Consider the following 25,515-nt stretch of genomic DNA (forward strand, 5'->3'; position numbering starts at 1 on the left):
TCGTGGGGGCCCCTCCCGGTCGAGCGAAGCCGAGACTGGGGGAGCGTGCTCTCGGCGTGCCGCGCGGAAGCCCGCGTACTGGACGTACGTGGGCTTTCGCGCGGTGCGGCGAGAGGGCGTGCCGGGCATCGCGACGCCGCGGAGATCCATCAGAAGCGCCCTAGGCGGGCCAGGGCCACGGCGCCCGGGGAGCCGTCCGCGACCGGGGTGACGGTGAGTCCGAGGGGGGCGAGGCGTTCGGTCAGCGGGGACAGCAGGGGGCCGTCGGGGGCGAGCAGGCCGCCGGTGGCGACGAGGGGCTCGCCGGGCCGGGGCGCCAGGGCGGCGACGGTCTCGGCCAGGTGGCGCGCGGCCTCCTGGAGGATCCGCACCGCCACTGCGTCCCTCTCCTCGGCGGTCCGCACCACCACGGGCGCGTGATCGGCGAGACGGACGGGCGGCCGGTCCATGACGGCGGGCAGCAACCCGGCCCGGTAGGCGGTACGCCGCTCGGCACTCCACACGGTGGCCCCGGTCAGGCCGTATCCCTCCGGCGGGAGCACCTCCTCCGGCAGCCCCAGGTCCCGGCCGACGGCGCGGACGAGCGCGGTGGGCACGCCGCGGCCGTCGGCCGCGCGCAGGGCCGCCCGTACGGCCGCGCGGCCGATCCAGAAGCCGCCGCCGTCGTCCCCGAGGAGCCAGCCGTCGCCGCCCGAGGTCGCGGTCGGCACCCGTCCGGCGATCCGGGCCGCGACCGCGCCGGTGCCGGCCACGAGGACCAGCCCGTCGGCGGGATGGCCGGGGGCCGCGGCGAACGTCGTCTCGATGTCGCTGTGGACACCGACCGACGCGGCGGTGACACCGAGCCGGGCGAGCGCGGCCGTCAGGGCGGCCCGGGCCCGCAGTCGGCCGGGCTCGTCGGCACCCTGGGCCCGGTGGCCGGCCCCCGCGAACCCGCCCGCCACCGCCACCACCCGTCCGCGCAGTTCCTCCGGCACGGCGTGCGCCACGGCCTCGGCGAGGTGGTCGGCGAGCGACGGGCCGGGCACGGTCAGCGCGTTGCCCGGCCCGGCCGCGCCCTCGCCCCGGACCCGGCCGCCGTCGAGCTCCGCCAGGACGGCGCGGGTACGGGTGCCGCCCGCGTCGATGCCGACCACGTAGGCGGGGGCGGTCTCGGCCACCGACCGCGCGGCGGGCGCCGGGAGATCCTCGGAATCTTGGTTCAAATCACTATTCATTGCCGTCCATGGTGGTTGATACATTCGCCGGAGACAAGGTCCGTCTCTTGAGGAGGACGCCATCAGCACGCCACCCTCGCCCGCGCCGGAGCCCGAGCCCGCGCTCCGCTTCGGAGTGAACTACACCCCACGCAGGGGCTGGTTCCACGCCTGGCACGACTTCGACCCCGGGCTCGCGCGCGAGGACCTGGCCCAGATCGCCGGGCTGGGCCTGGACCACGTCCGCGTCTTCCACCTGTGGCCCCTGCTCCAGCCGAACCGCGCCGTGGTCCGGGCGTCGGCCGTGGACCAGCTCGTCCGGTTGGTGGATCTCGCGGGCGAGTGCGGGCTCGACGTCCTCGTCGACGGCGTCCAGGGCCATCTGTCGAGCTTCGACTTCTACCCCGAGTGGACCCGCGGCTGGCACCACCGCAACGTCTTCACCGACCCCGAGGCGATCGAGGCCCAGGCGCTGCTGCTGCGCACGCTCGGCCGCGCCCTCTCCGGCCACCCCCGCCTCATCGGCCTCCAGCTCGGCAACGAGCTCAACAACCTGGTCGAGCACAACCCGGTGACCGTGGCCGAGGTCGACCACTACCTCGACACCCTGCTCGGCGCCGCGCGGCACGGGCTCGGCGAGGCCGGCGGCCTGGTGACCCACTCGGCGTACGACGCCGCCTGGTACGGCGACGACCACCCGTTCACCCCGGAGGCCTCGGCACGCAAGGGCGACCTCACCACGGTGCACCCCTGGGTCTTCTCTGCGGACTGCGCCCGCCGTTACGGCCCACGCTCACCCGAGGTGCACTACCTCGCGGAGTACGGCACGGAGCTGGCCGCCGCCTATGCCACCGACCCGGCCCGCCCGGTCTGGGTGCAGGAGACCGGCGCCCCCGAGCCGCACATCCCGGCGGCCGACGCCCCCGACTTCGCCCGCGCGACCCTGCTGAACGCGGCGGGCTGCGCCCCCCTGTGGGGCGTCACCTGGTGGTGCTCCCACGACGTCGACCGCTCCTTGGCCGACTTCCCCGAACTGGAGTACACGCTCGGCCTGTTCGACTCCCACGGGCGCCCCAAGCCGATCGCGGAGGCCCTGTCCACGACGGTGGCCGAGCTGCGCACCGCCGCCGTCCGGCCCGCGCCCCGCACGACCGCGCTGGTCCTGGACTGCACCCCGTCCACCCGCTCGGTCTCCGGCCCGGGCGGCGCCTTCTTCGACACCTGGATGCGCCTGCGACAGGAAGGCACCCGCCCGGCGGTGGTCCTGACGGAGCGCGTGAAGGACGCCGCGTATCTGGCGGCGCGGGGGATCACTGAGTTGATCGAGGGGAAGTGAGGGGGCGGGCCGGGCCGGAGCGAGCCGGAGCTGGGCGGAGCAACGCGTCGCGCCACGGGGGGGACCTGCCGCGCCCGGGGGCCCGCAATGGGAGCCCCGCTCAGGACGTCCGGCCCGTCACCAGCTCGGCCGCCGCCCGCAGGTTCACCCGTCCCCTCCCGTGCGCGGCCACCGCGGCTCCCTCTTCCGGCAGCCCGGTCGAGACCACGAGTGTGTCCGGCCGGGCGGCCAGCAGCGCGTCCCTGAGACGGATCTGCCAGGGGTACAGCCCGGCATCGCACAGGGCGAGGACCAGCGGCCGCGTCCCGGCGGCCCCCAGTACCGCCTCCGCGACGGCCGCGAGGTCGGCGGGCTCCCCGGCGACCGCCGTCCCCGTGGCGGTCGGGTCGAGGGCGCGGATCTCGGTCAACAGATCCTCGCCGCCCCAGTTGAGAGCGGGGTGCGGGGGCGGGAAGCAGTCGACGACATGGGCGCCCGGCACCGGCCGTGGCGACGGCCGCCCGCTCCGTACGGCCCGCCGCGCCGCCGTCAGCCCGGCGCCGGTGTCCCACGCGGCCACGGCACCCGGCCGGTACGGCACCGCGTACCGCAGGGCGAGCCGCCGTACCCGTTCCGCGGCCTCGGTCACCCTCTCCGCCGCGAGGTCGCCCGCCCCGAGCGCGTCGAGCACGGCGTCCCGGCAGGTGAGGGTGACCTCCAGATCCGGTACGGCGACGATGACCTGGTCGGCTCCGGCGGCGAGCGCGAGGCGGGCGCCGGCCGCTTCGCCGTAGCGGTCGGCGATGGCCTTCATCTCCAGCGCGTCGCTGACGAGGACGCCCTCGAAGCCGAGTTCGCCGCGCAGCAGGTCGGAGAGGATCCGCGGGCTGAGGGTGGCGGGCAGCTCCGCGTCGAGGGCCGGGAAGACGACATGGGCGCTCATCAGCATGGGCACGCCCGCCTCGACGGCGGCCCGGAAGGGCGCGAGGTCGAGGTGTTCGTACGGCCGCGGGTCGACCGCGGGCGCGTGGTGGCTGTCGGTGACGGTCCCGCCGTGGCCGGGGAAGTGCTTGGCGCAGGAGGCCACGCCGCGCCGCTCGGTGGCCTCGATCCAGGCGCGCAGATGCCGGGAGACCAGCTCGGGGTCGTCGCCGAAGGCGCGGGTGCGCACGATCGGGTTCTCGGGCCGGCTCTGGACGTCGGCGACGGGGGCGTAGGAGGCGGTGATCCCGAGCGAGAGCAGGTGCCCGGCGAGGGCGTCGGCGCACGCGGCGGTCAGGCCGGGGTCGTCGGCGACGCCGAGCGCCCATGAACCGGGCACCTCGGGGGCGCCCGCGGCGACGAGGTGGCCGATGCCGCCGCCCTCGTTGTCGATGGCGACCAGCAGGTCCGGCCGCAACGTCCGCAGGGTGCCGGTGAGTTCGCGGACCTGGTCGGCGTCGCGGATGTTGCGGGTGAACAGGATGACCCCGCCCAGCCCGCGGTCGATCAGCCGTTTCAGGGTGTCGGGGACGGTCGTCGTACCGTCGAAGCCCGCGACGAGGCAGCGGTGGGCTGCCTCGTCGAGGGCCGCGGGGAGAACCGGGCCGAGGGGCCCGGCGGCGGAGTGTGTCACCTCCGGAATCCTCTGGCTGGCCAAGCCGAAAGTCAACAGTTCGATGGATGATTGATTCACCAAGCGCCAGGAGGCGGCGCCAAGGCGTACGGGCGACGACTCAGGCGTTCTGGCGCGGCCGCGAGGACGCTCTCGCGCGTGCGCGGACCCAGCCGAGCAGGACCACCGAGCACAGGGCCGCGAAAGCACACCAGGTGGAGATGAACTCCAGTCGCCACAGGGTCCAGCAGACCGCGGCTCCGGCGGCCGCCAGGAGGCCGAGCACGACGAGCCGACGGTCGCCGGAGAGGAGCAGGGAGCCGACGGTGGCGAGGAGGTAGCCGGCGACCAGGAGCACCGGGTGGGAGAGGTCGACCGTGTACCCGACGGTGCGGCCACGGATCTCGGCCGTCACCGGGCGGGTGGCGAGGGCGTGGGCGAGCGGCACGGCGGTCGCGACCCCGACGGCGAGCAGGACGGCCAGCCGGGTGCGGGCCCCCGACGGAGCCACGCACAAGACGCCCGCCGGCACCCACACGGCCAGCAGCGGCAGCGCGACGACGGCCCAGGCCACGGTCGCCGGTCCGCTGCCGCCGCCCGAGGACCAGACCGCCGACTCCACGATCTGGTGGGCGCCGAGCAGCAACGGCAGCGCCGCCAGCGGCAGGGCCCGCCGGTCGGGCGCGAGCACCACACCGGTCACCCCGACCGCCGCCACCGCGGCACCCGCCACGAGATCGGCCGTCGCGCTCCAGCACATCCCGCCACCCCGGGGTCGCCCGACACCTGCGCGGCCCACGCTACGTCGCCCACGGCGACCGACACCGGGGCGACACGAGCCGGCCACCTCGGGCACCGCGCCGCACCGCTCATGTTCCGCATGCGCGTTCCGAAGCGGGTCCCGAAGGCGCGTCCCGAGGTGGTCGTGACGTGTTTTTGATGGGTTTTCGCGCATTGAATGAGGGATTCAAGGTCCTCAGACTGGCAGCAACACAAGGCTGCGAAAGGAGCCGCGATGTCCCCCATAGCTGCGGTGTCACGGACCTGGCTGACCGAGGCGGACTGCGATCTCGACACGTTCCGGGCGCTCGTCGAGCGGAGCACCGACCCGGCCGACCACCCCTCGGCCGAGCGGGTCGAGGGGAACGTGCCGCTCTACGACAGCGACCGGCTCCGCGCCCTGACGGCCACCCCGCAGGGCCTTCGGGACGTCCGGACGGAGTTGGTCAGGACGCTCCTGGACGGCCCCGGAATCGTCGTGTTCAAGGGCGCGTTCACCGACCCGGCCGTCGTGGACCGGGCGTCCGCCGCCTTCCGCGAACTGATCGAGGAGGAGCGCGCCTCGGGTACGGCCCGGGGCGACCACTTCGCCAGGCCCGGCGCCAACGACCGGGTCTGGAGCGCCCTGGACAAGCTGGCCGTACGCGCGCCGGACGTCTTCGCCGACTACTACGCCAATGACATGCTGGCCCTGGTCGCCGAGGCCTGGCTCGGCCCCGCCTACCAGGTCACCTCACAGGTCAACGTGGTCAACCCCGGCGGCGCCGCCCAGAGCCCGCACCGCGACTACCACCTCGGCTTCCTCTCCCAGCGGCAGGCGGCCGCCTACCCGGCGCACGTCCACCGGCTCTCCCCCGCGCTCACCCTTCAGGGCGCGGTCGCCCACTGCGACATGCCCGTCGAGTCGGGCCCCACCCTCTATCTGCCGCACTCGCAGAAGTACGAGCCCGGCTACCTCGCCTGGCGGCTCCCGGAGTTCGTCGCGTACTTCGACTCCCACCACGTCCAACTCCCCCTCGACAAGGGCGACGCGGCCTTCTTCAACCCGGCTCTCTTCCACGCGGCCGGGCACAACCGCTCGTCGGACATCCGGCGCATGGCGAACCTGCTCCAGATCTCCTCCGCGTTCGGCCGGGCCATGGAGACCGTGGACCGCGAGGCGATGGTGAACGCCGTGTTCCCCGTCCTGGTGCGGCGCAGGTCCGAGGGCGCCACGGACGACTGGGTGCGCCGCGTCGTCGCCGCCACCGCCGAGGGCTACCCCTTCCCCACGGATCTGGACCTCGACCCGCCCGTCGACGGGCTGGCCCCACCCTCCCAGGCCGATCTGCTCCGGCAGGCCGTCGACGAGGCGTGGGAACCGGAGCGGCTGCGTCGCGAACTGGAGGCGGCCGGCAGGCGCCGAGGGCACCGAACCGTTCGGTGACGCCGCTGTGGTCGGCCCTCGCCGTCGTCCGTGGGACGGCGGACGGCGGACGGACGGCGGCGGCCCCTGTCCGGGCGGCGGACGGACGGCGGCGGCCCCCGTCCGGGCGGCGCCCCCGGGGAGCTGCAAGCGATCGTGACGGATGTCGTCGCTGGGGTTGACGGCGTCGCGTGAGGCGGTCACCTTCGATAGCGCTTCCCCCTATGGGAGCGCTCCCATATCCGCGTCGAAGGGACGGCCATGCAGACGCCTCACGAGTTATCCCGCCGGACGGTGTCACGACGGGCGCTGGTCGCGGCCGCTGCGGCGGGTCTCGTCACCACCGTCGTGTCCCCCGCGCGTGCCGCCGAGGCCGAAACGGCGCGGTTCCACACGGTGGGCCGGGTCAGGCGGGCCGCCGACGGGACCGTCCGGTACAGCTGGCCCGGCGTCTCCTTCGAGGGGCGGTTCCACGGGACCGGCGTCGGCGTGGTCCTCGACGACGCCGACAACGACTACGACGTCCAGGTCGACGGGGCGACCGTGGCCACGCTCGTCACCCCGGGCCGTACCGTCTCCTGGGTCGACGGCCTCGCCGACGGCGCCCACCGCGTACGGGTCGTGAAGCGCACGGAGAGTCCCTGGGCCGTCGGCCGGTTCGGCGGGTTCGTCGCGGCTCCCGGGGGCGGGATCCTCCCGAGCCCCCGGGCGCGGCGCCGGCAGATCGAGTTCATCGGCGACTCGTACACCGCCGGTTACGGAAACGTCTCCGAGATCCGGGACTGTTCCGGCAACGGCGGGGTCAACCGGAACAGCAACGCCGATCTCTCCTTCGGCGCGCTCACCGCGCGAGAACTGGACGCCGACTTCCAGATCAACGCCTTCTCCGGTCGGGGAATGGTCCGCAACTACAACGGCGGCGAACCCGGAACCGACTTTCGCACGTACTACGACCGTGCCCTGCTGAACGTCGAGGGCGACGTCTGGCGGAAACCGCACAGCTGGTGTCCGCAGGTCGTCGTGGTCGGACTCGGCATCAACGACTTCTCGACGGCCCTGAACCCCGGTGAGCGCTGGAGCACGACGGCCGAGCTGGTCGCCGCCTACGAGAGCGCCTACCACGGGTTCCTCGACAAGCTGCGCGCCCGGTACGGGCCGAGGACGTTCCTCGTGGTGGCCGCCGCCCGTCTGGGGAACACCACCGCGCTGGCGGAGGCGACCCTGCGGATCGTCGAGGAGCGGGGCCGACGCGGCGACGACCGGGTGAGCCACTGGTACTACGAGGATCCCGGCCTCGACCACCTGGGCTGCGACTGGCATCCCTCGCTCCACGACCACCGGATCATCTCCGGACTGCTCGACACCCACGTGGCGGGGCTGCCGCTGCGCTGGTAGCGCGGCCTCCACCGGGGTGCGCCCGCCTCGCGGCCTCGACCGAACGGTGAGCCGGCGTCCCGGGGGCCGGCTCCCGTGGACCGGCGTCCCGTGGGCCGGCACGGGGTCCGCGGCCGACCGGCTCAGGCCGGCAGGGGCCGGCCCGGCCGCAGCGCGGCGAGGAGGCCGGTGTGGTGCAGGGTCGCGACGGGCGCGAGCAGGTCGGGATGGCGCAGGAGTGCGGCGGCCCGCCGGTCGAGCTCGTCGGGGTCGAGGAGGCGGCGGAAGGCGGCGGACGGGCCGGCGGTGTGCGGGGACCCGTCGAGGGCGTCCACGGCGGTGCGGGCCAGCGCGGCATCGGCCAGAAGGCAGGCCGCCCAGCTGGCCACGACCTCGTCGACCCAGGTCCGCCAGGCGTACTCCTCGGGTGTCGGGGCCTCGTCGTAGCCGGTGACCCAGTCGAGGCGGGCGGAGCCGCCCGGTCCGGCCACGCCGACGAGGGCGGCGTCCATCGGTGTCGGGTAGCGGAGCCAGGCGGCCACGGTGACGGCCTGGCGGGCCTGCGCCTCGCAGAGCGCGCCGTCCAGCGCGCCGCCGCCCGCCGGGTAGGCGCGCGTCAGCCACTGGGTGGTCGCCGCTATGAGAGGGGAGAGATCTGCGAGCACGCTGGGCCATCCGTGGGTACTGGGGAACGCCGGCACAACGTAGTCGAGCGCCGCCCACCCCGAAATGGCGCAGGCCACGGAACGCACGTGTCCTGGGCCACACCTGTGCGCCGCCCTGACTCACCGGACGTCACATACGACGTGTGCGGGACGGCGAGGGTTCACTGACCTCCACAGAGGTCCGGACCGGAACGAACGACGGTGACGCGGTCGCCCACCACGAGTTGGTGGATCTCGCCTCGGCCGAGCGCACCATGAAGGACCTGGAGCGGTGCGCCGCCGGCGACCCGGAGTTCGACCGTCTGATCACCCGGTTGATGGCCGAGGTCAGGCATCACGTCCGGGACGAGGAGGGCAATCTCTTCCCGCAGTTGGCGAAGGCGTGCTCCGCCTCGGTGCTGGACGACCTCGGCGACAAGGTCCGACGGGCCAAGAAGCTGGCGCCGACCCGTCCCCACCCCGGGGCTCCGACCTAGCCGCCCGCCAACAGGATCCTCGCGCCGGGCCTCGGCCTCGTCCACCGGATGCGCGACGCGTTGAGCGGCCGGGGCAAGGAGTCCTGAGGGGCATACCGTTGCCGGTCATGAGGCTTCTGATCATCGGCGGCAGCGGTTTCCTGGGCGGCGAGTTGACGCGCCGGGCCGTGGCGGCGGGCCACGAGACGTCCGCGACCCGCACCACCCGGCCGCCGGACACCCGGCGGGGCGTGCCGGCAGAGGTCTCCTGGCACGCCCTCGACCTCCGGGATCCCGCGGGGCTGACCGAGGTGCTGGCGCGGGCGGCCCCCTCGGTCGTCGTCAATGTGTCGAGCGGCGGGCCGGACTGGGCGGTCACCGCCGAGGGCGGGGTCCGGGTGGCGCGGGCCGTGGCCGGGCGGGGCTGCCGGCTGGTCCATGTGTCGAGCGACGCCGTGTTCTCGGGTGACCGCGGCCCCTACGACGAGACCTGCCCACCGGATCCCGTCACGCCGTACGGTGCCGCGAAGGCGGCGGCGGAGACCGGGGTCCGGCTGCTGGTACCCGACGCCGCGGTGGTGCGTACTTCGCTGATCATCGGGGACGGCAACGCTCTGTCCGTGCATGAACGGCATGTGCACGATCTGGTGGCCGGTGCCCGCGACGGTGTGTTGTTCACCGATGTGGTGCGCTGTCCGGTGCAGGTGGCCGACCTGGCCGACGCGCTGCTGGAACTGGCCGCGTCCAAGGCGGTCGGCGTGCGGCACGTCGCGGGGCCGGAGGCTCTCACCCGGCACGAGTTGGGCGTCCTCGTCGCCCGCCGCGACGGACTGGATCCGACGCGGCTGCCCGCCGGACGCCAGGTCGACGGCGCCCGGCGAGGAGCCCTCGACGTCCGGCTGGACAGCCGGGTCACCCGGCGGGGCCTGCGCACCCGGCTGCGGGGCGCGCGGGAGTTCCTCGCGGAGCCGCGGGGCTGACGGACGCTCGCCGGGCGGGGTCTCAGCGTGCGGTGCGGGCGAGGGCGGCCATGACCTCGACGGTGCGGTCGAGTTCGGCTTCGGTGTTGTAGTAGTGCGGGGAGAGCCGGACCAGGGGGTGGACGCCTCGGTGTTCGGTGTCGAACTGGGTCTGTTCCGGGACGGTGGTGGTGACGTTGATCCGCTGCCGGGCGAGGCCGGCGGCGACCTCGGTCGCGGACAGACCGTCGACCGTGGCGGTCACGATGGCGCAGCGGTGTTCGCCGAGGTCGTGGGTGGTCACGCCGGGAAGGTCGTCGAGCCGGTCCCGCAGATGGGCGCCCAGGGCGAGGGCCCGTTCGCCGATGCGGTCCAGGCCCAGGTCGAGGGCCTGACGCACGGCCGCGTCGAGGCCCAGGACATTCGCGTAGGCGGTCTCCCAGGTCTCGAAGCGGCGGGCGCCGGGCTGCCAGGTGAAGCCGCGTCCCCCGTCCCAGGTGGCGGAATGGATCTCGACGACGTGCGGGTCGAGGTGCTCCAGTGCCTCGGAGCGCACCCAGAGGAAGCCCGTGCCGCGCGGGCCGCGCAGGAACTTGCGGCCGGTGGCGGTGAGCATGTCGCAGCCGATGGCCTCGACGTCCACCGGGAACTGGCCCACGGACTGGGTGGCGTCGAGGAGGAACGGGACACCGGCGGCACGGGTGATCCGGCCGATCTCGGCCGCCGGGTTGATCAGGCCGCCGCTGGTGGGGACGTGGCTGATACCGACCAGTCGGGTGCGTTCGTCGATCAGCTCGGCGAGGGCGGCGGTGTCGAGTTGTCCGGAGGGATCGTCGGGGACGACGACGATCTCCGCGCCGGTGCGCCGGGCGACCTGGAGGTAGGCGAGCACATTGCTGCCGTACTCGGCCCGGCCGGTGAGGATGCGGTCGCCCGGCTTGAAGGTGAGCGCGTAGAACGCGGCGTTCCAGGCGTGGGTGGAGTTGTCGAACAGGGCGATCTCGTCGGGGCGTCCGCCGATCAGCCGGGCGAGGCTGGTGTAGGTGGCGTCGATGCGGTGCTGCTCCTGGCGGGCCGCCTCGTAGCCGCCGATGGTGGCTTCCAGTTCCAGGTGGGCGGTGACGGCGTCCAGGGTCGGCCGGGAGAGCAGACCGGCTCCGGCGTTGTTGAGATGGAGTCGGTGGGCGGTGCCGGGGGTGTCCCGGCGCAGTGCGTCGATGTCCATGCCCACACCCTTCCCATGGGTCAGTTGGGTCAGTGCTTGGTGAACTGGGCGCGGCCCGGTTGGTCGACGTTCGGGGTGAGGGTGACGCCGGTGTCGGTGAGGGTCTGGCCGTGGATGTCGGTGACGCGGATGTCGGAGCCGCAGCCGGCGCCGTCCGCCGAGACGAAGTAGTTGTACTCCTGGCGCGGGAGTTGCCGCCAGGTGGTGCCGGTGCGGACCTCCAGGGTGGCGACGGGGTTGCGGTGGTTGCGCACCTGGATGCCGCACCACCACTGTGTGGACCCTTCCTTGTAGCGGTAGGAGACGGGTCCGGCGAGGTCCGGGCTCACCAGCGTCCAGGTGATCGGCACCCGGCCGGCCACCGGGTCGGCGATACGGGCGAAGGCCTGCTGCCCGAGGTCGACGTCGCCGGGGCGGCACTCCGGGCAGCGGTCGACGATCTTCACCGTCAGCTCGCCGCGCGGGCCCTTGACCCGGATGAAGGCGCCGCACATGCGGGCGGTGTCGTAGTCGGTGTGGTTGAGGGCGGCGACGGCGATGTCGCTCGTGGCGTCGTAGAGGCAGTTCCCGACGCCGGTCGCGCCGTAGAAGGTGCCTTCGCCGGAGTAGGTGACGCCGGGCCGGACACTGGCGTACGCCGGTGAGGGGGCCGCCGCCAGCAGGGCCGTGGCGGCGGCGAGGAGGGTGAGCCGACTGCGCATGTCGATGCCTTTCGCGAACGGTGGGGCGTGCTCGGGGGCCGCGATCCTGGCATCGTTGAACCCTCAAGAGAAGCGCGAATACGGCCATACGCCCGGAACACCCGAGTCGCCCTCGGGCCCTTGTCACCCACGGACTAACCCGGGCCCCGCAGGACTCATCTCCCGCAAACAGAAAGCGGATCGGCCCGTTCCGGCCCTCCTCCGCTGCCATATTCGAAAGCCACTTCGGAGGTGGCTGTGACGCTAGAGGTGACGACATCCCGGGCGGGGCAGGTGGCGGAGCGTACGCCCGGCCGCGTGCGCGAGCCGGTCCCGGAACCGGCCCCCGGGCCGGTCCCCGAGCCGGTCCGTGACCATACCGCCGACCGGATCCCCGACCCCGCACCTGACCCGACCCCGGACCGGGCACCCGGTCCGACCCCCGACCGGGCACCCGACCGGACCGTCGACCGCATCGCCGATCTGGAGGGCCGCCGGACGCGGGCGGTCGCGCCGGGCGGGCCCAGAAGACGCGGGGAGTACGGTGCCCGCGAACGGATCGACCTGCTGCTGGACGCGGGATCGTTCACGGAGACGGGCCTGTTCGTGCGGGCACGGTCCGCCGGGGACGGCGCACGGCGCCCGTACGGCGACGGGGTGGTCACCGGGCACGGCACGATCGACGGCCGTCAGGTCTGTGTCTTCGCCCAGGACGCCACCGTGTACGGCGGCAGCATGGGCGAGGCCTTCGGGGAGAAGACCCTCGCGCTGATGGACCTCGCCCTGAAGACCGGCTGTCCGGTCATCGGTCTGAACGACGGAGGGGGCGCGCGCATCCAGGAGGGCGTCACCTCCCTCGCGCTCTACGCCGAACTGGTCCGCCGGAACGTCCAGGCCTCCGGGGTGATCCCGCAGATCTCGGTCGTCCTGGGCCCCTGTGCGGGCGGGGCCGCGTACTCGCCGGCCATCACCGACTTCACCGTGATGGTGGACGGCGCCTCGCACATGTTCGTCACCGGGCCCGACGTCATCGAGACGGTCACCGGTGAACGCACCAGCGCCGAGGAGCTGGGCGGCGCCCGCACCAGCAACACCGTCAACGGCAACGCGCACTTCCTGGCCGCCGACGAGGTCGACGCCCTCGACACCGTGCGTGACCTGTTGTCGTATCTGCCCGCCAACAACCTGGAGCGGCCCCCGCAGTACGCGCCGGGGGCCGCGCCCGCCGGGCCGTGCCTCGACACGGTGGTGCCGGACCGGCTCGGTCAGGCCTACGACATGCGGGACGTGCTGCGCGCGGTCGTCGACGACGGTGAACTCCTGGAGATCCAGGAGCTGTTCGCGCCGAACATCATCTGCGCGCTGGCCCTCGTCGAGGGAGCCAGCGTCGGGGTCGTCGCCAACCAGCCGCTGTGCTCGGCCGGGGTCCTCGACATCGACGCCTCCGAGAAGGCCGCGCGGTTCGTACGGTTCTGCGACGCGTTCGGCATCCCCCTGCTGACCTTCGCCGACGTCCCCGGCTATCTCTCCGGCGTCCGCCAGGAGCAGGCCGGCATCATCCGGCGCGGCGCCAAACTGCTGTACGCGTACGCCGAGGCGACCGTCCCCAAGGTCACGGTGGTGGTGCGCAAGGCGTACGGCGGCGGGTACGCGGTGATGGGGTCCAAGCACCTCGGCGCCGACATCAATCTCGCCTGGCCCACCGCCCGGATCGCCGTCATGGGCGCCGAGGGCGCGGTGGGGATCCTGCACCGCCGTGAACTCGCCGCCGCGGCCGACCCCGAGGCGCTGCGGGCCCGCCTGGTCACCGCGTACGAGGGCACGTACGGGACCCCGTACCTCGCCGCCGAGCGCGGCTACGTCGACGCCGTCATCGCCCCGCGCGACACCCGTGCCCACATCTGCCGCGCGCTGCGCGCCCTGCGCGGCAAGCGCGCCCCGATGCCGGAACGGCGCCACGGCAACATTCCGCTCTGAACGCGCCCGTCCCCGAGCGCGTCCCGGTGCGCGCGCCGCGTCCCGCCCAGTCCTGCCACCGCCGTCACCGTTGTCATCGCCGTCACCGCCGTGACCGCAAGCCGTCCCGCGACGTGAGGAGCCATGCCCGATGGACAGCCGCCGCCCCCCGCTCGCGCCCGCCTTCCGGAGTCTGCCGGAGTATGTGCGGCACTGGGCCGAGACCACTCCCGACCGCCGGGCGTTCACCTTCGTCGACCATCCCGCGCCTCAGTCGCGCGGCGTCCACCGCACCCTGACCTGGCGCCGACTGGATCTGCGGGTGCGGGCCGTGGCCGCGCGGCTCGCGGCGGAGGCCGAGCCCGGGGAACGGGTCGCGGTGCTGTGCCCGCAGGGGACGGAGTACGTCACCGCCTTCCTCGGGGCGCTCGCCGCCGGACTGGTCGCCGTACCGCTGTATCCGCCCGGGCTGCCCGGGCAGGGCGACCGGCTGTCGGCGGTGCTGGCCGACGCGTCCCCGGCGGTCGTCGTCACCACGGTCCAGTCCCTGGCCGAGGTAAGGGAGTTGTGCGAGGGCGGGGCCGCACGGGTCGTCGCCGTGGACCGGATCCCGGACGCGGCCGCCGATGACGCACGGCCGCCGTGCACGCCCGAAGCCGGCGCCGTCGCCTACCTCCAGTACACCTCCGGTTCGACCCGCACCCCGGCGGGAGTCGAGATCACCCATGCCAACGTCGTCGCCAACGCCCGCCAGGCGCTGTCCGCCTACGGTGCCGACGCGCACCCGGCGACCTGTGTGGGCTGGCTGCCGCTCTACCACGACATGGGGCTGGTGCTCAGTGTCGCGGCGCCGGTGGTGCGGGGGCTGTTGTCGGTCCTCATGGACCCGGTGGCGTTCCTGCACGAGCCCGTGCGCTGGCTGCGGCTGCTGGCCGCCCACCCGCTCGCGTTGAGCGCGGCACCCAACTTCGCCTACGACTACTGCGCTTCGGCGGTCACCGAGGCACAGAAGGCGGGGCTGCGCCTGGACGGGGTCATGGCGCTGATCAACGGCAGCGAGCCGGTCCGTCCCGGCACGGCCGACCGTTTCCACGCGGCGTTCGCCGCCCAGGGCCTCGCCCCGCGGACGCACTGTCCCTCGTACGGTCTGGCCGAGGCGACCGTCTTCGTCAGCGCGGCCCGGCCCGGCGAGCCGCTGCGCGGATTCGCGCTCGACCGGGACGCCCTGGCCGCGGGCAAGGCCCTGCCCGCGCGCCCGGAGGACCCGAGGGCCGTGCTGCTGGCCGGCTGCGGCGCGCCGGCGGGGCAGCGGGTGCGGATCGCCGACCCGGTGTCACGGGTCGCGCTGGCCGAGGGCGAGGTCGGCGAGATCTGGGTGCAGGGCCCCAATGTCGGCCGGGGTTACCGGAACCAGGACAGCCAGACCCTGCGGGTCTTCGGCGCCGAGCTCGCCGACGCCGCGTCCGGTCCGGGCGGGTGGCTGCGAACCGGTGACCTCGGGACGGTCCTGGACGGCCAGTTGATCGTCACCGGGCGGCTGAAGGACCTCATCGTCGTCGACGGGCGCAACCACTACCCGCAGGACGTGGAGGCCACGGCCCAGGAGGCGCATCCGGCCGTACGGCGCGACCGGCTCGCCGCGTTCGGTGTGGCGGGCGGGGCCGGGGAGCGGGTGGTCGTCGTCGCGGAGCACGCGCGGACCGTGTCGCTCGCCGACATCGACGTGCCCGCCCTCGTGCGGACCGTCCGCGCGGCCGTCTCCGCCCGGCACGGGCTGCGGCTCGCCGACGTCGTGCTCGTCCCGCCGGGAGCGGTGCCCCGGACGTCCAGTGGGAAGGTCTCGCGGGCGTCGACCCGTGAGCGCTATCTGGCGGGGGCCTACGCGGCGGGGGTCGGGGGATGAGCGTCGTGGGCGGGAGCGGAGGCAGGGGCGGGGACGAGGGTGACGGCCCGGACGAGCGGCGGAGCCGGATCGGGAACGGGCACGGGGGCGGGCTCGGGGACGGGCTCGGGGGCGGGGAGGCCGGCGGGGGCGGTCCGGGGAGGCTGTCCGGCGACGGGCGGGAAGGCGTGGTGCGGCGGCTGATCGCGGCGCAGGTGGCCGGCTGGAGCGGTGGGGCCGCCGAGGACGTGCCGATGGACCGGCCGCTCGCGGATCTCGGGATGTCCTCACGGGACGCGGTCGTGCTGGCCGGGGAGCTGTCCCGGGCGACGGGCCGGGAGCTGCCGGCCACGCTGCTGTGGGAGGCGTCCACCGGGGACGCGCTGGTGGCGCGGCTGTGCGACGCGGCGGCGGACCTCGTTCCCGCCGTGAACCTCGCTCCGGGGGCGGCCCCGTCGCGGGAGGCGCCCGCGCCCGGTGAGCCCGTCGCGGTCGTCGGGGTCGGGTGCCGGCTGCCGGGTGGGGTGCACGGCCCGGCGGAGTACTGGCGGTCGCTCCTCGACGGTGTCGACGCGATCCGGCGCGTCCCGGAGGACCGGTGGCGGGACTTCACGCCGTACCCGCCCGCCGACGCGCTGCCGTACGGCGGGTACCTGGACGACATCGCCGGGTTCGACGCCGACTTCTTCCGTGTCACCCCGCGCGAGGCCGCGGTGATGGACCCGCAGCAGCGCATCCTCCTGGAGGTCGTGCGGGAGACCCTCGACCACGCCGCCGTCCCGGCCGCGTCCCTCGCGGGCAGCGCCACCGGGATCTTCGTCGGTGTCTCCGCGCCCGAGTACGGGCAGCTCACCGGCGCCGACCCGGCCGCCGTCGACCCCTGGGCGCCGGCCGGCGGGGCGCTGAGCGTGGCGGCGGGCCGGCTGGCGTACGTCCTGGACACCCGGGGGCCGAGTCTGGCCGTCGACACCGCGTGTTCGTCGTCGCTGGTGGCCGTGCACCAGGCGTGCGTCAGTCTGCGCACGGGCGAGAGCGATCTCGCGATCGCCGCCGGGGTGAACCTGCTGCTCTCCCCGACCGTCACCGTCGCGTTCCGGCGGGCCGGCGCCCTCGCGCCGGACGGACGGTGCAAGCCGTTCTCGAAGGCGGCCGACGGCATCGGCCGGGGCGAGGGCTGTGCGGCGGTCCTGCTGAAGCGCCTGTCCGACGCCGAACGGGACGGCGACCGGATCCTCGCCGTCGTCCGGGCCACCGCCGTCAACTCCGACGGCCGCTCCAACGGCCTCCTGGCCCCCAACCCGGCCGCCCAGCAAGCCCTGTTGCGCACTGCCTACGCGCGGGCCGGGCTCTCCCCCGCGCACATCGACCACGTCGAGGCCCACGGCACCGGCACCCCCCTCGGCGACCCCATCGAGGCGGGTGCGCTCGGCGCCGTCCTCGGTACGGGCCGCGACCCCGATCAGCCCCTGCTCCTCGGCTCAGTCAAGGGCAACCTGGGCCATCTGGAGTCCGCGGCGGGCATCGCCGGGCTGGTGAAGACGGTGCTCGCGCTCCACCACGACCTGATCCCGCCCTCGCTGCACTGCGCCGAGGGCAGCGCCCTGGACGGCGACGTACGGCTGCGGGTGGTCACCGAGGCCGAGCCGTGGCCCCGGTACGGCGGTACGGCCACCGCCGGGGTCTCCGGGTTCGGGTTCGGCGGCACCAACGCCCATGCGGTCCTGGAGGAATGGCGGCCCGGCGCCCTGCTCCCGCCCCCGGCGGAGGAGCCCCCGGCCCGGCTCCACCTCCTCTCCGACGTCGACGCCGACCGGGTCCGTGACACCGCCGCCCGGCTCGCCGACTGGCTGGACACGCCCGAGGGCGGCGGCGCGCACCCCGCCGACGTGGCGCGCACCCTCGCCGGGCGGACGGGGCGGGGGCCGGTGCGGGCGGCGGTCGTCGCCGCGGACCGTGCCGAACTGGCGGACGGACTGCGTGCGTTGGCGGTGGGCCGACCGCACGAGCGGGTGACGGTGGGCGACCGGGAGGTGGTCGGGCGCGGGCCGGTGTGGGTGTTCTCCGGATATGGCAGCCAGTGGACCGGCATGGGACGCCGGCTGCTCGCCGAGGAGCCCGCCTTCGCCGCGGCCGTGGAGAAACTGGACGGACAGCTGGCCCCCGCGTGCGGCTTCTCGCTCTACGACCACCTGGTCTCCGGCGGCGACCTCGACCGTCTTGAGGTCGCCCAACCCGTGCTGCTGGGTATGCAGTTGGCGCTCGCGGAGCTGTGGCGGGCGCACGGTGTCGAGCCCGCCGCCGTCATCGGGCACTCCCTGGGCGAGGTGGCCGCGGCGGTGTGCGCGGGCGCGCTGGAGGTGTCGGACGCGGCCCGGGTGGTGGCCGTACGGGCACGGCTGCTCAGCGGGCTGCGGGGCGGGGCGATGGCGGTGGTGGACCTCGACGACACCGAACTGCGCATGCTGGAGCGGGACTTCCCGGGTGTGCAGGTCGCCGTGCACTCCTCCCCCTGCCAGAAGGTGGTGGCCGGGGAGGGGGAGTCGGTGGCCCGGCTGGTGGAGCGGCTGGAGAAGGAGGGGCGGGCCGCGCGGGCGATGCGGGTGGTGGGGGCGGGCCACTCGGCCCAGGTGGACCCGTTGTTGCCGGAGTTGACGGCGGAGCTGGCCGACGTCCGGGGCGGACACCCTCGCGTCCGGGTCTATTCCACCGTGCTGGACGACCCACGCGGCGACTGCGTGTTCGACGCGGCGCACTGGGCCGCCAACCTGCGGCGGCCCGTGCGTCTCGACCGGGCGGTCGCCGCGGCCGCCGCCGACGGCCACACCGCGTTCGTCGAGGTCTCCCCCCACCCGGTCCTGGCCCGGGCGATCACGGACAACGCGCCCGGCGCCCTCGCCCTCGGCACGCTCCACCGGGACGCCGACACCTCCGCCGACTTCCTGACCCGGCTGGGCACCCTGTACACCGCCGGATCGGGGCTCCCCCAGCCGCCGGGTCGCGTCATCGACCTGCCCGCGCCGCGCTGGCGACACGCGCGGCACTGGTGGACGGACGGCCGGGCGGGGGTCGCGGGCGGGGACCGCGCGGCGTGGGAGGGCCGTGCCGAGGGCGCGGACGTCGGCCCCGCGCCCGCGACGTGGCTCACCGGGCAGGAGCGGGACGCCTCCGTCTCGGCTCGCCTCTGTCACCACATCGCGGCCGTCACCGGGCACCCGGCGACCCGTATCACCCCGGCCACCGCCTTCGCCGAACTGGGCCTGGACTCGCTGATGGCGGTCCGCGTCCGCTCCGCCCTCCAACGCGAGTTCGCCATCGAACTCCCCCTGCGCGACCTCCTGGGCGCCGGCACGGTCGAGGAGACGGCGTCCCGCATCCAGCGGGCACTGTCGAGGGAGGAGGGGCCGGCCGAAGCCGCCCCGGTCGCACCGCCCACGGCGGTGACGGCCGAGCACCCCCTGCCCCGGCCCGGCCGTCCCCTGGGCCCCCTCCCCCATCCCCTCCTCCGCCCCCTCCACCCCTCCGGCTCCCAGCCTCCGCTCTTCCTCGTCCACGCCGCCGGCGGGACCACCGACGTCTACCGGGGCCTCGTCGAACGGCTCGGCGGGGAGCGGCCGGTGTACGGGATGGAGCGGGTCGACGAGGCCCGTACGGTCGTCGAGAAGGCCCGGCGGTACGCCGAGGCCGTGGCCGCCGTGCACCCCGACGGGCCGTGCCTGCTGGGCGGTTGGTCGTTCGGCGGCTTCGTCGCGCAGGAGGCGGCCCGGCAGCTCACGGCCGCCGGGCGGGACGTGCGGCGGGTGGTGCTCATCGACTCCGTACGGCCGCTCCCCCGCGCCGGGGAGACACCGGACGAGCGGATCCGCGCCCACTTCACCGGCTTCGCACGCCACGTCGCCGACACCTACGGGGTCGAACTGGAGCTGCCGTACGACGAGTTGGCCGCGACCGAGGACGACGGCGAGCGGATCGACACCGTGCTGGGGGCCCTGCGCGAGGCCGTCGAGGTGCCGCGCGCGGCCCTCGATCACCAGCGGTCCTCCTATGTGGACCTGCGGATCGGCGAGGCCCACCGTCCCGGCCGCCACGACGGGCGGGTGGTGCTGTACCGGGCCACCGAGCCCGCCCCGCACACCGTGCGTGACCCCGCGTACGAGCGGGACGACGAGGCGCTCGGCTGGGACGAGGTGTGCCCGCGTCTGACGGTCGTCCCGGTCACGGGTCACCATCTGTCGCTGCTCGACCCCCCGCACGTCGACGAGATCGCCGCCCATCTGCGGCGGGAGCTCGCCGAGGAACACCGTTGAACCCGAGCCGAGGAGAGCCGCCATGTCCGACTCCACCGACCGCACCACCGCGATGTCCCGTCGTGCCGTCACCAGAGCGGCCGCCGTGACGGGCGTCGCCGCCCTCTTCGGTGCCGCGACCACCGGGACCGCCGGGGCGGCCGCCTCCGGTTCCCGGCCGGCCCCCGCCCGGCGCGCGGGCCGGGCGGCGGCCACCGCGACCGGCGCCCCGGGCAGCGGCACCGTCACCCGCCTCGGCCCCCGGACCCTCGACGTCTCCCTGCCCTCCGCGGCCCTGGGCCGCAGCGCCCCCGTGCGGCTGATCCTCCCCTCCTCCTTCGACGCTCAGCCCACCCGGAAATATCCCGTGCTGTACCTCCTCCACGGCGCGCACGACGACCACACGTCCTGGACCCGGGAGACGGACATCGAGGCGTTCACGGCGGGCCGGGAGCTGATCGTGGCGATGCCGGACGCGGGGCCGACCGGCATTCCCACCGCCTGGCGCGACGGACCCGACTACGAGACGTTCCAGGTCTCCGAGGTCCCCGCGCTGCTCGCCCGCGACTACCGCGCGTCCGGGGTCCGGGCGATCGCCGGTGTCTCCACCGGCGGCTACGGCGCGATGGCCCACGCGGCACGTCACCCGGGGAGGTTCGCCGCGGCGGCCTCGTACAGCGGCATCCTCGACACCATGGCACCCGGGGTGCCGAACCTGATGGAAGCCATCGTGTCCCGCGAGAACCTGGCTCCCCGGTCGCTGTGGGGCAGCCCGATCCTGAACGTGCTCACCTGGCGGGACTTCAACCCGCGTTCCCGGGCGGCGGGGCTGCGCGGCACCCCCCTGTACGTGTCGAGCGGCAGCGGAGTGGTCGGCGGTATCGGCGACTGGCTCCCCGAGGCGCTGGAGAGCCTGCTCTGGCCGTCCGCCCACGCCTTCACGGACACGCTCGCGTCGCTCCGGGTGCCGGTGACGACCCACTTCTACGCGGGCGGAGGGCACGGCTGGGCCTACTGGAAACGGGAGTTCGGCGCATCATGGCCGATGCTCGCCGGTGCGCTGGGGGTGCCGGCGTGAGGCCGGTGCCGTCGGGGCACGGAACGGAGCGCAGGGGACATCCGTCCAACCCTGGACTTGTCCCTCGCCCCACGGGCGTCAGCCCGCGGGTGAGCCGCTTCCGGGCGAAAGGAGGGTCCGCCGTGGCTGCCCCCATCCCGCCGTACGGCGTACCGAACGGTCCCGGCGCCGCCCCGGTGCCGCCCGAACTGGTCAAACTGCTGCGCGAACACTTGAAGGACGTCGCCGACCAGGTGGAGGAGGAGGTGTGCAGACAGGTCCCGGAGTACGCCTCCCGGTCGCTCGACGGAGCGAGCCGCGCACTGCTCAGATCGGGGGTCGTGCAGGCGCTGACCCTGTTCGTCGACCACATCGCCGATCCGCGCGGCCGGGGAGACTCGATCACCGCGATCTATCACGAGCTGGGGCGTGGCGAGGCGTTGGAGGGCCACAGCCTCGAAACACTGCAGTCCGCGCTGCGGGTCGGAGGGCTGCACGCCTGGCGGCTGCTGGGCCGCACGACGGAGGAACTCGGGTTGGACTCCTCCGTCATGGCCAGGCTGGGTGAACTGGCGTTCCGGACGGTGCACGAGGTGGCCGAGGCCGCGGCGGCGGGGTACGCGGAGGGGCAGCTGCGCAGCACGGACGAGCTGGAACGGCGCCGAGGGCGGCTGCTCGCCCTGTTGCTGGGCGAGCGGCCGGTGTTGCCGGAGGCGGTGCGCGACCTGGCGCACGGCGCCCGGTGGTCCGTGCCGACGCACGTCGCGGTCGTCGTCCTCGCGGCCTCGCCCGACCGACGGGAGGAGCGGCCGTTGGCCGCCGCCGGGGCGCTGGTGGACATGGAGTCCCGGCCACCACGGATGCTCGTGCCCGACCCGGACGGCTCGGGCGGCTTCGGCGGCCGGGCGTTCACGCTCGCACTGCGGGGGCGGCCGGCCGCGATCGGGCCGTCGGTTCCGCTCACGGAGGCCGCCCGTTCACTGCGCTGGGCCACCCGTGCGCTCGGGTTGATGGGGCGTGGCATCCTGCCCCGGCAGGGCGTGGTGCGCTGCGCGGACCATCTCTCGACCCTGCTGCTGCACAGCGACGAGCCGATGCTCGACCACCTCCGGTCCCAGGTGCTGGCCCCGCTGGACTCGGTCGCCGAGGGGCCGCGCGGCCGGCTCGCCGAGACCCTGCTGGCGTGGCTGCTCGGCGGCAGCAACGTGCCCGATGTCGCCGCCCGCCTCCACATCCACCCGCAGACGGTCCGCTACCGCCTGCGGCAGCTGGAGAAGCTCTTCGGCGAGGCCCTGCACGACCCCGCTACCCGACTGGACCTCATCCTCGCCCTGCGGGCGGAGGCCGTGCGGGACGACGACACGTTCACCGCATAAAATCATCGACTCACCTCGGCACAAAAACGAAAGCGATTTTTGAATTCTCGTCCATAACACTCGGCCTGGCACAGCGAATACCTTCGGGACGTCCTTTTCCACAGGCGCACCACGCGCCCCACCCTCAAAGGATCCCCATGCGCATCCGCTTGTGCCTCGCCGCGCTCTCGCTGGCCGGCGGGGCCGGACTGGCCACCGTCTCGATGCCCACGGCCGCAGCTGCGGCCTGCACGGACATCGACGTCGTCTCAGCTCGCGGCACGTTCGAGCCGGGCACGCTCGGCTTCATCGTCGGCGACCCCGTGTATTCGGCGCTGCAGAAGAAACTCACGGGCAAATCCCTGTCCAGCTACAAGGTGAACTATCCCGCGGACCTTTCTCTCACCTCGGCCGCGCAGGGAAACGCAGACCTGGTGAACCATGTCAGGAGCCAGGCCGCCGCCTGTCCGAACCAGCGTTTTATTCTGGTCGGCTATTCGCAGGGCGCGAATGTCGTCGACAACTCCATCGGCATCAGCAGCGCCGGCGCGGTGGTCGGCAGCCCCATCGTGGCCACCATTCCCGCCACGCTCGAACCGAAGGTCTCCTCGGTGCTGCTGTTCGGCAACCCGATCCGGGCCATAGGCAAGAGCGTCACCGGCACCTACCAGAGCCGCACCATCGACTTCTGTGCGGCCGGTGACCCGGTCTGCGAGAACGGTGGGGGCGACACGGGCGCGCACCTGAGCTACCGGGCGAACGCGGACGCGGCGGCGGCCTTCGCCGCGACCAAGGTCTGACCGACCCCACGCACGCAGGCGAAGGGCCCGGGAGGAGATCCTCCCGGGCCCTTCCTCCATGGGGGCGATGGCTATTCGGTGTCCCGCGCGAACTCCGTGAGGCTCGTGGAGACGGGTTCGGGACGGCCGTCGTTCTGGGTGGGCGCGGCGGTGAGCACGTCGAGGTGCTGGTAGCCGTCGGCGACCACGGGGTCGAGGTCGGCGGGGACGCGGCCCGCGAGCAGTCCGTCGCCCGCGAGCACGGTGAGCGTCGGGTTGGCGGTGAGTCCGTCGGGGTGGACGACGAGGCGCTTCACCTGGGGCGAGGTGGACAGTTGAAGGTCGGTGACCAGCTTGGTCGGGAAGTACTGCTCGGTGAAGTCCAGCGGCTGCTGGGCCATGCTGCGGGCCAGTTCCTGGATGTCGGTGACCTCCTTGCCCGCGCCGGTGAACGGGGTGCCGTCCGCCGATCGGTAGCCGGGGTCGTCGGGGTCGCCGACCCGGTCGTAGTTGCGCCAGGTGTAGAGCGGGCCGCCCGGTCGGTCGGGGATCGCCTTGTACTCGCTGCCGAACAGCGCCGGTTGCCCGGTGCTCCCGTTGGCGACGGGGAAGTTCTTGTCGACGACCGGCCCGCCGTCGAAGAAGCCCACACTGCTCTGGAGGAACGCCAGCGGTACGGAGTGGTCGTCCATCAGCGCGCCGAGGATCGCCTCGTTGGTGAGCCGGAAGTCCCTCACCGCCGGTGAGCCGGAGAGGAAGGTGGCGGTGTCCTCGGAGAACAGGAAGCGGTTGGTGACCTCGATGTTGGTGTTGAGGGGCAGGTAGCCCGGCAGGGTGGCCTCGCCGCCCGGGTCCTGCAACGCTCCCAGGCCGGCGATGGCCAGCAGCGTCATCATCTCCGGGTTGAGGAGCACCGGCGCGGACAGCGTGCGCGGCAGCAGTCCGCTGTCGAGCCCGGCCTGCACCGCGCCGTAACCGAGGCCCACGTCGGGCAGGTTGGTGTCGTCCGGGATGCTGCCGCTGAGGTCGGCGAGGGAGGTGGAGACGGTGGTGTCGAGGGCGAAGTAGCCGGCGCACTGGCGGTGTCCGGCGTCGGCCGTGGTGGTCCGGTCGCCGTCGAAGTCGGCGGTCGCGAAGTAGCCGGTGATCACACCGCCCAGCGAGTGCCCGCCGCACAGCACCTTCTCCTTGCGCACCCCCTGGTCGGGCAGTTCGGCGGTGAGCAGGTCGTACTGGTCGCGGACGGTCCGCTCGATGCCCAGCTTCGCCATCCAGCCCAGTTCACCGTTGCCGACGTAGCCGTCGAAGGTGCGGCCCTCGACCTCTTTGTCCCGGTAGTAGTAGTCGACGGCCGTGTGCTGGTCGCCGGAGGCCACGCCGGTGCGGTCCTCCAGGCAGTTGGAGCGCCGGTCCAGAGCCCAGAACTCGATGTGCCGTCCTTGTTCGGCGGCGCGGGCGACGGTGTTGCGGGCGACGCTGTCGAAGGCTCCGGCGCCTTCCAGGATGCCCGGCTGGGCGACGAGGATCCGGTCGGCGTCGGCCGAGGCGGCGGGCCCGTCGGCGGACCGGTAGCGCAGGTACGACAGCCAGTCGCACGCCGCCGGGCGCGCGCCGAAGGACGCCGGCAGCGGCGCCCGCACGCGGACCAGCGTCTCGGTCACCCCCTCGACGGGGCTCGTCGTCGCGACGGCCGTCTCGGTGCGCGCGCTCTCGCCCCGGGCGTCCGGGGCGGCGCCGGTGACCGCCCCGACGGTCAGCAGCACCGCCAGCGCGGCGCTGCGCAGTGGTCGTGAGGTCTTTCCTCTGCTGTGACTCGTGTTCATGCTGGGACGGTAGGACCGCGAACGCGGCCCCACCGCCCCATGCTCACAACAACGCAGCCACCGTCGGCGCCTTTGTCACCGGGCACCAACCGCCGCCGCCGTCGACGCGGTCACAGCCCGTCGCTGACCATGGCGGACACGATGCGGACGTGCCGGTCGGCCGCCGTGCCGGAGAACTCGTTGTCGTAGTTCAGGCCGTACGGCCAGAAGTGGCCGCCCCCGGTGGAGATCTTCGCGCTCGCCCCGTCGTACTGCCGGACCAGTGCGGTGGCTCCCGCGCCGGTCCAGGTGCCGCTGCCGCCCAGCCGCGACCAGCCCGCGCTGGTGCCGACGCCTATGGTGTGCGCGATCTCGTGCAGCGCGGTCCGCTCGTTCATGTAGCTGCGGTTGGAGCCGAAGCGGATGGTTCCGTTGATGTTGCCGTCGGCGGTGGGGACGCCCGGCTCGTAGCGGACGGTGATGTTCTTGCCGAGGTCGCTGAGGTTGTTGTACCGGGCGACGGCCGCGTTCATGGCGGTCGTGATGGTGGCGTACGCCGACTGCTGGTCCTGCGTCGGGTTGCTCGCCCGTACGAGGGTCCAGGTGATGGTGGCGGCGGCCGCCCGCTCGCCGGGCACGGGCCCGGCCTGCGGGGCCGCCTGCGCGACGCCGGGTCCGGCGAGCAGCGCGGCCGCCAGGGCGGCCACGACCACCTGCCTGCGCGGTGAGTTCATGGGGCTCTCCTGTTTTTCG

Annotated in this window: 18 protein-coding genes and 1 pseudogene; 11 read left to right on the forward strand and 8 right to left on the reverse strand. The window is 74.1% G+C overall.

What is annotated here, in order from left to right:
• Positions 1-149: 149 nt before the first annotated feature.
• The gene (locus RM704_RS28230) at positions 150-1,205 is read right to left on the reverse strand and encodes a BadF/BadG/BcrA/BcrD ATPase family protein (RefSeq protein WP_438828958.1); all 1,056 of its coding nucleotides are present in this window, start codon (positions 1,203-1,205) and stop codon (positions 150-152) included.
• Between the two features lie 73 nt (positions 1,206-1,278).
• Here RM704_RS28230 and RM704_RS28235 point away from each other — a divergent pair, with 73 nt between their 5' ends.
• The gene (locus tag RM704_RS28235; protein WP_033529097.1) at positions 1,279-2,532 is read left to right on the forward strand and encodes a glycoside hydrolase 5 family protein; all 1,254 of its coding nucleotides are present in this window, start codon (positions 1,279-1,281) and stop codon (positions 2,530-2,532) included.
• 100 nt (positions 2,533-2,632) lie between these two features.
• On the opposite strand, the gene RM704_RS28240 is transcribed toward RM704_RS28235, so the two are convergent.
• Positions 2,633-4,126 carry a glycoside hydrolase family 3 N-terminal domain-containing protein gene (locus RM704_RS28240; protein ID WP_033529096.1) on the reverse strand — a complete coding sequence of 498 codons (1,494 nt, stop codon included), beginning with the start codon at positions 4,124-4,126 and terminating at the stop codon, positions 2,633-2,635.
• A gap of 100 nt (positions 4,127-4,226) precedes the next feature.
• Positions 4,227-4,865, reverse strand: coding sequence for a DUF6629 family protein (locus RM704_RS28245; RefSeq protein WP_033529095.1), 639 nt, complete (start codon positions 4,863-4,865; stop codon positions 4,227-4,229).
• 255 nt (positions 4,866-5,120) lie between these two features.
• Between RM704_RS28245 and RM704_RS28250 the strand changes: the two genes are divergently transcribed.
• Together RM704_RS28250 and RM704_RS28255 are read left to right on the forward strand one after the other, a co-directional pair.
• Positions 5,121-6,311, forward strand: a complete 1,191-nt coding sequence (locus RM704_RS28250) for a phytanoyl-CoA dioxygenase family protein (RefSeq protein ID WP_033529094.1) — start codon at positions 5,121-5,123, stop codon at positions 6,309-6,311.
• A 240-nt stretch (positions 6,312-6,551) separates the two neighbouring features.
• The gene (locus RM704_RS28255) at positions 6,552-7,685 is read left to right on the forward strand and encodes an SGNH/GDSL hydrolase family protein (RefSeq protein ID WP_192829725.1); all 1,134 of its coding nucleotides are present in this window, start codon (positions 6,552-6,554) and stop codon (positions 7,683-7,685) included.
• 122 nt (positions 7,686-7,807) lie between these two features.
• On the opposite strand, the gene RM704_RS28260 is transcribed toward RM704_RS28255, so the two are convergent.
• A complete protein-coding gene (locus tag RM704_RS28260) occupies positions 7,808-8,329 on the reverse strand; it encodes a hypothetical protein (protein WP_033529093.1) in 522 nt (173 codons plus the stop codon).
• Between the two features lie 197 nt (positions 8,330-8,526).
• On the opposite strand from RM704_RS28260, the pseudogene RM704_RS28265 reads away from it, so the two are divergent.
• Together RM704_RS28265 and RM704_RS28270 are read left to right on the forward strand one after the other, a co-directional pair.
• Positions 8,527-8,892: pseudogene (locus RM704_RS28265) on the forward strand (hemerythrin domain-containing protein); the annotation flags it as partial.
• Between the two features lie 20 nt (positions 8,893-8,912).
• Entirely contained in the window at positions 8,913-9,764 is an 852-nt protein-coding gene (locus RM704_RS28270; protein WP_033529092.1) for an SDR family oxidoreductase, read from the forward strand.
• A 22-nt stretch (positions 9,765-9,786) separates the two neighbouring features.
• Here RM704_RS28270 and RM704_RS28275 read toward each other — a convergent pair whose 3' ends face one another.
• Complete coding sequence (locus RM704_RS28275; protein ID WP_192829724.1) at positions 9,787-10,968, reverse strand: aminotransferase class V-fold PLP-dependent enzyme; 1,182 nt, start codon at positions 10,966-10,968, stop codon at positions 9,787-9,789.
• Between the two features lie 29 nt (positions 10,969-10,997).
• A complete protein-coding gene (locus RM704_RS28280; RefSeq protein WP_052146200.1) occupies positions 10,998-11,669 on the reverse strand; it encodes an expansin EXLX1 family cellulose-binding protein in 672 nt (223 codons plus the stop codon).
• A 453-nt stretch (positions 11,670-12,122) separates the two neighbouring features.
• Here RM704_RS28280 and RM704_RS28285 point away from each other — a divergent pair, with 453 nt between their 5' ends.
• The 6 genes from RM704_RS28285 to RM704_RS28310 all read left to right on the forward strand — a co-directional run bounded on the left by RM704_RS28285 (position 12,123) and on the right by RM704_RS28310 (position 22,981).
• Positions 12,123-13,625, forward strand: a complete 1,503-nt coding sequence (locus RM704_RS28285) for an acyl-CoA carboxylase subunit beta (RefSeq protein WP_033529124.1) — start codon at positions 12,123-12,125, stop codon at positions 13,623-13,625.
• A 130-nt stretch (positions 13,626-13,755) separates the two neighbouring features.
• Complete coding sequence (locus tag RM704_RS28290; protein ID WP_033529090.1) at positions 13,756-15,507, forward strand: fatty acyl-AMP ligase; 1,752 nt, start codon at positions 13,756-13,758, stop codon at positions 15,505-15,507.
• A complete protein-coding gene (locus RM704_RS28295; protein ID WP_107072351.1) occupies positions 15,504-19,790 on the forward strand; it encodes a type I polyketide synthase in 4,287 nt (1,428 codons plus the stop codon). Before RM704_RS28290 ends, RM704_RS28295 begins: the two co-directional genes overlap by 4 nt.
• 22 nt (positions 19,791-19,812) lie before the next feature.
• A complete protein-coding gene (locus RM704_RS28300) occupies positions 19,813-20,847 on the forward strand; it encodes an alpha/beta hydrolase (protein ID WP_033529089.1) in 1,035 nt (344 codons plus the stop codon).
• Between the two features lie 122 nt (positions 20,848-20,969).
• Positions 20,970-22,202 carry a PucR family transcriptional regulator gene (locus RM704_RS28305; protein WP_192829723.1) on the forward strand — a complete coding sequence of 411 codons (1,233 nt, stop codon included), beginning with the start codon at positions 20,970-20,972 and terminating at the stop codon, positions 22,200-22,202.
• Positions 22,203-22,339: 137 nt separating this feature from the next.
• Positions 22,340-22,981, forward strand: coding sequence for a cutinase family protein (locus RM704_RS28310; RefSeq protein ID WP_033529088.1), 642 nt, complete (start codon positions 22,340-22,342; stop codon positions 22,979-22,981).
• Positions 22,982-23,052: 71 nt separating this feature from the next.
• Here RM704_RS28310 and RM704_RS28315 read toward each other — a convergent pair whose 3' ends face one another.
• Both RM704_RS28315 and RM704_RS28320 read right to left on the reverse strand, forming a co-directional pair.
• Positions 23,053-24,783 (reverse strand): hypothetical protein, encoded by a 1,731-nt coding sequence (locus RM704_RS28315; protein ID WP_052146199.1) that lies wholly within the window; start codon positions 24,781-24,783, stop codon positions 23,053-23,055.
• Positions 24,784-24,893: 110 nt separating this feature from the next.
• Entirely contained in the window at positions 24,894-25,496 is a 603-nt protein-coding gene (locus RM704_RS28320; RefSeq protein WP_033529086.1) for a zinc metalloprotease, read from the reverse strand.
• Positions 25,497-25,515: the final 19 nt, after the last annotated feature.

The organism is Streptomyces gottesmaniae (genome assembly GCF_031845845.1).
GTDB lineage: Bacteria > Actinomycetota > Actinomycetes > Streptomycetales > Streptomycetaceae > Streptomyces > Streptomyces akebiae.

Coding starts and splice junctions, on each gene's coding strand:
- RM704_RS28250 (WP_033529094.1), top strand. CDS start 5,121: ATGTCCCCCATAGCTGCGGTGTCACGGACCTGGCTGACCGAGGCGGAC.
- RM704_RS28310 (WP_033529088.1), top strand. CDS start 22,340: ATGCGCATCCGCTTGTGCCTCGCCGCGCTCTCGCTGGCCGGCGGGGCC.
- RM704_RS28300 (WP_033529089.1), top strand. CDS start 19,813: ATGTCCGACTCCACCGACCGCACCACCGCGATGTCCCGTCGTGCCGTC.
- RM704_RS28270 (WP_033529092.1), top strand. CDS start 8,913: ATGAGGCTTCTGATCATCGGCGGCAGCGGTTTCCTGGGCGGCGAGTTG.
- RM704_RS28320 (WP_033529086.1), bottom strand. CDS start 25,496: ATGAACTCACCGCGCAGGCAGGTGGTCGTGGCCGCCCTGGCGGCCGCG.
- RM704_RS28255 (WP_192829725.1), top strand. CDS start 6,552: ATGCAGACGCCTCACGAGTTATCCCGCCGGACGGTGTCACGACGGGCG.
- RM704_RS28315 (WP_052146199.1), bottom strand. CDS start 24,783: ATGAACACGAGTCACAGCAGAGGAAAGACCTCACGACCACTGCGCAGC.
- RM704_RS28295 (WP_107072351.1), top strand. CDS start 15,504: ATGAGCGTCGTGGGCGGGAGCGGAGGCAGGGGCGGGGACGAGGGTGAC.
- RM704_RS28275 (WP_192829724.1), bottom strand. CDS start 10,968: ATGGACATCGACGCACTGCGCCGGGACACCCCCGGCACCGCCCACCGA.
- RM704_RS28245 (WP_033529095.1), bottom strand. CDS start 4,865: ATGTGCTGGAGCGCGACGGCCGATCTCGTGGCGGGTGCCGCGGTGGCG.
- RM704_RS28290 (WP_033529090.1), top strand. CDS start 13,756: ATGGACAGCCGCCGCCCCCCGCTCGCGCCCGCCTTCCGGAGTCTGCCG.
- RM704_RS28280 (WP_052146200.1), bottom strand. CDS start 11,669: ATGCGCAGTCGGCTCACCCTCCTCGCCGCCGCCACGGCCCTGCTGGCG.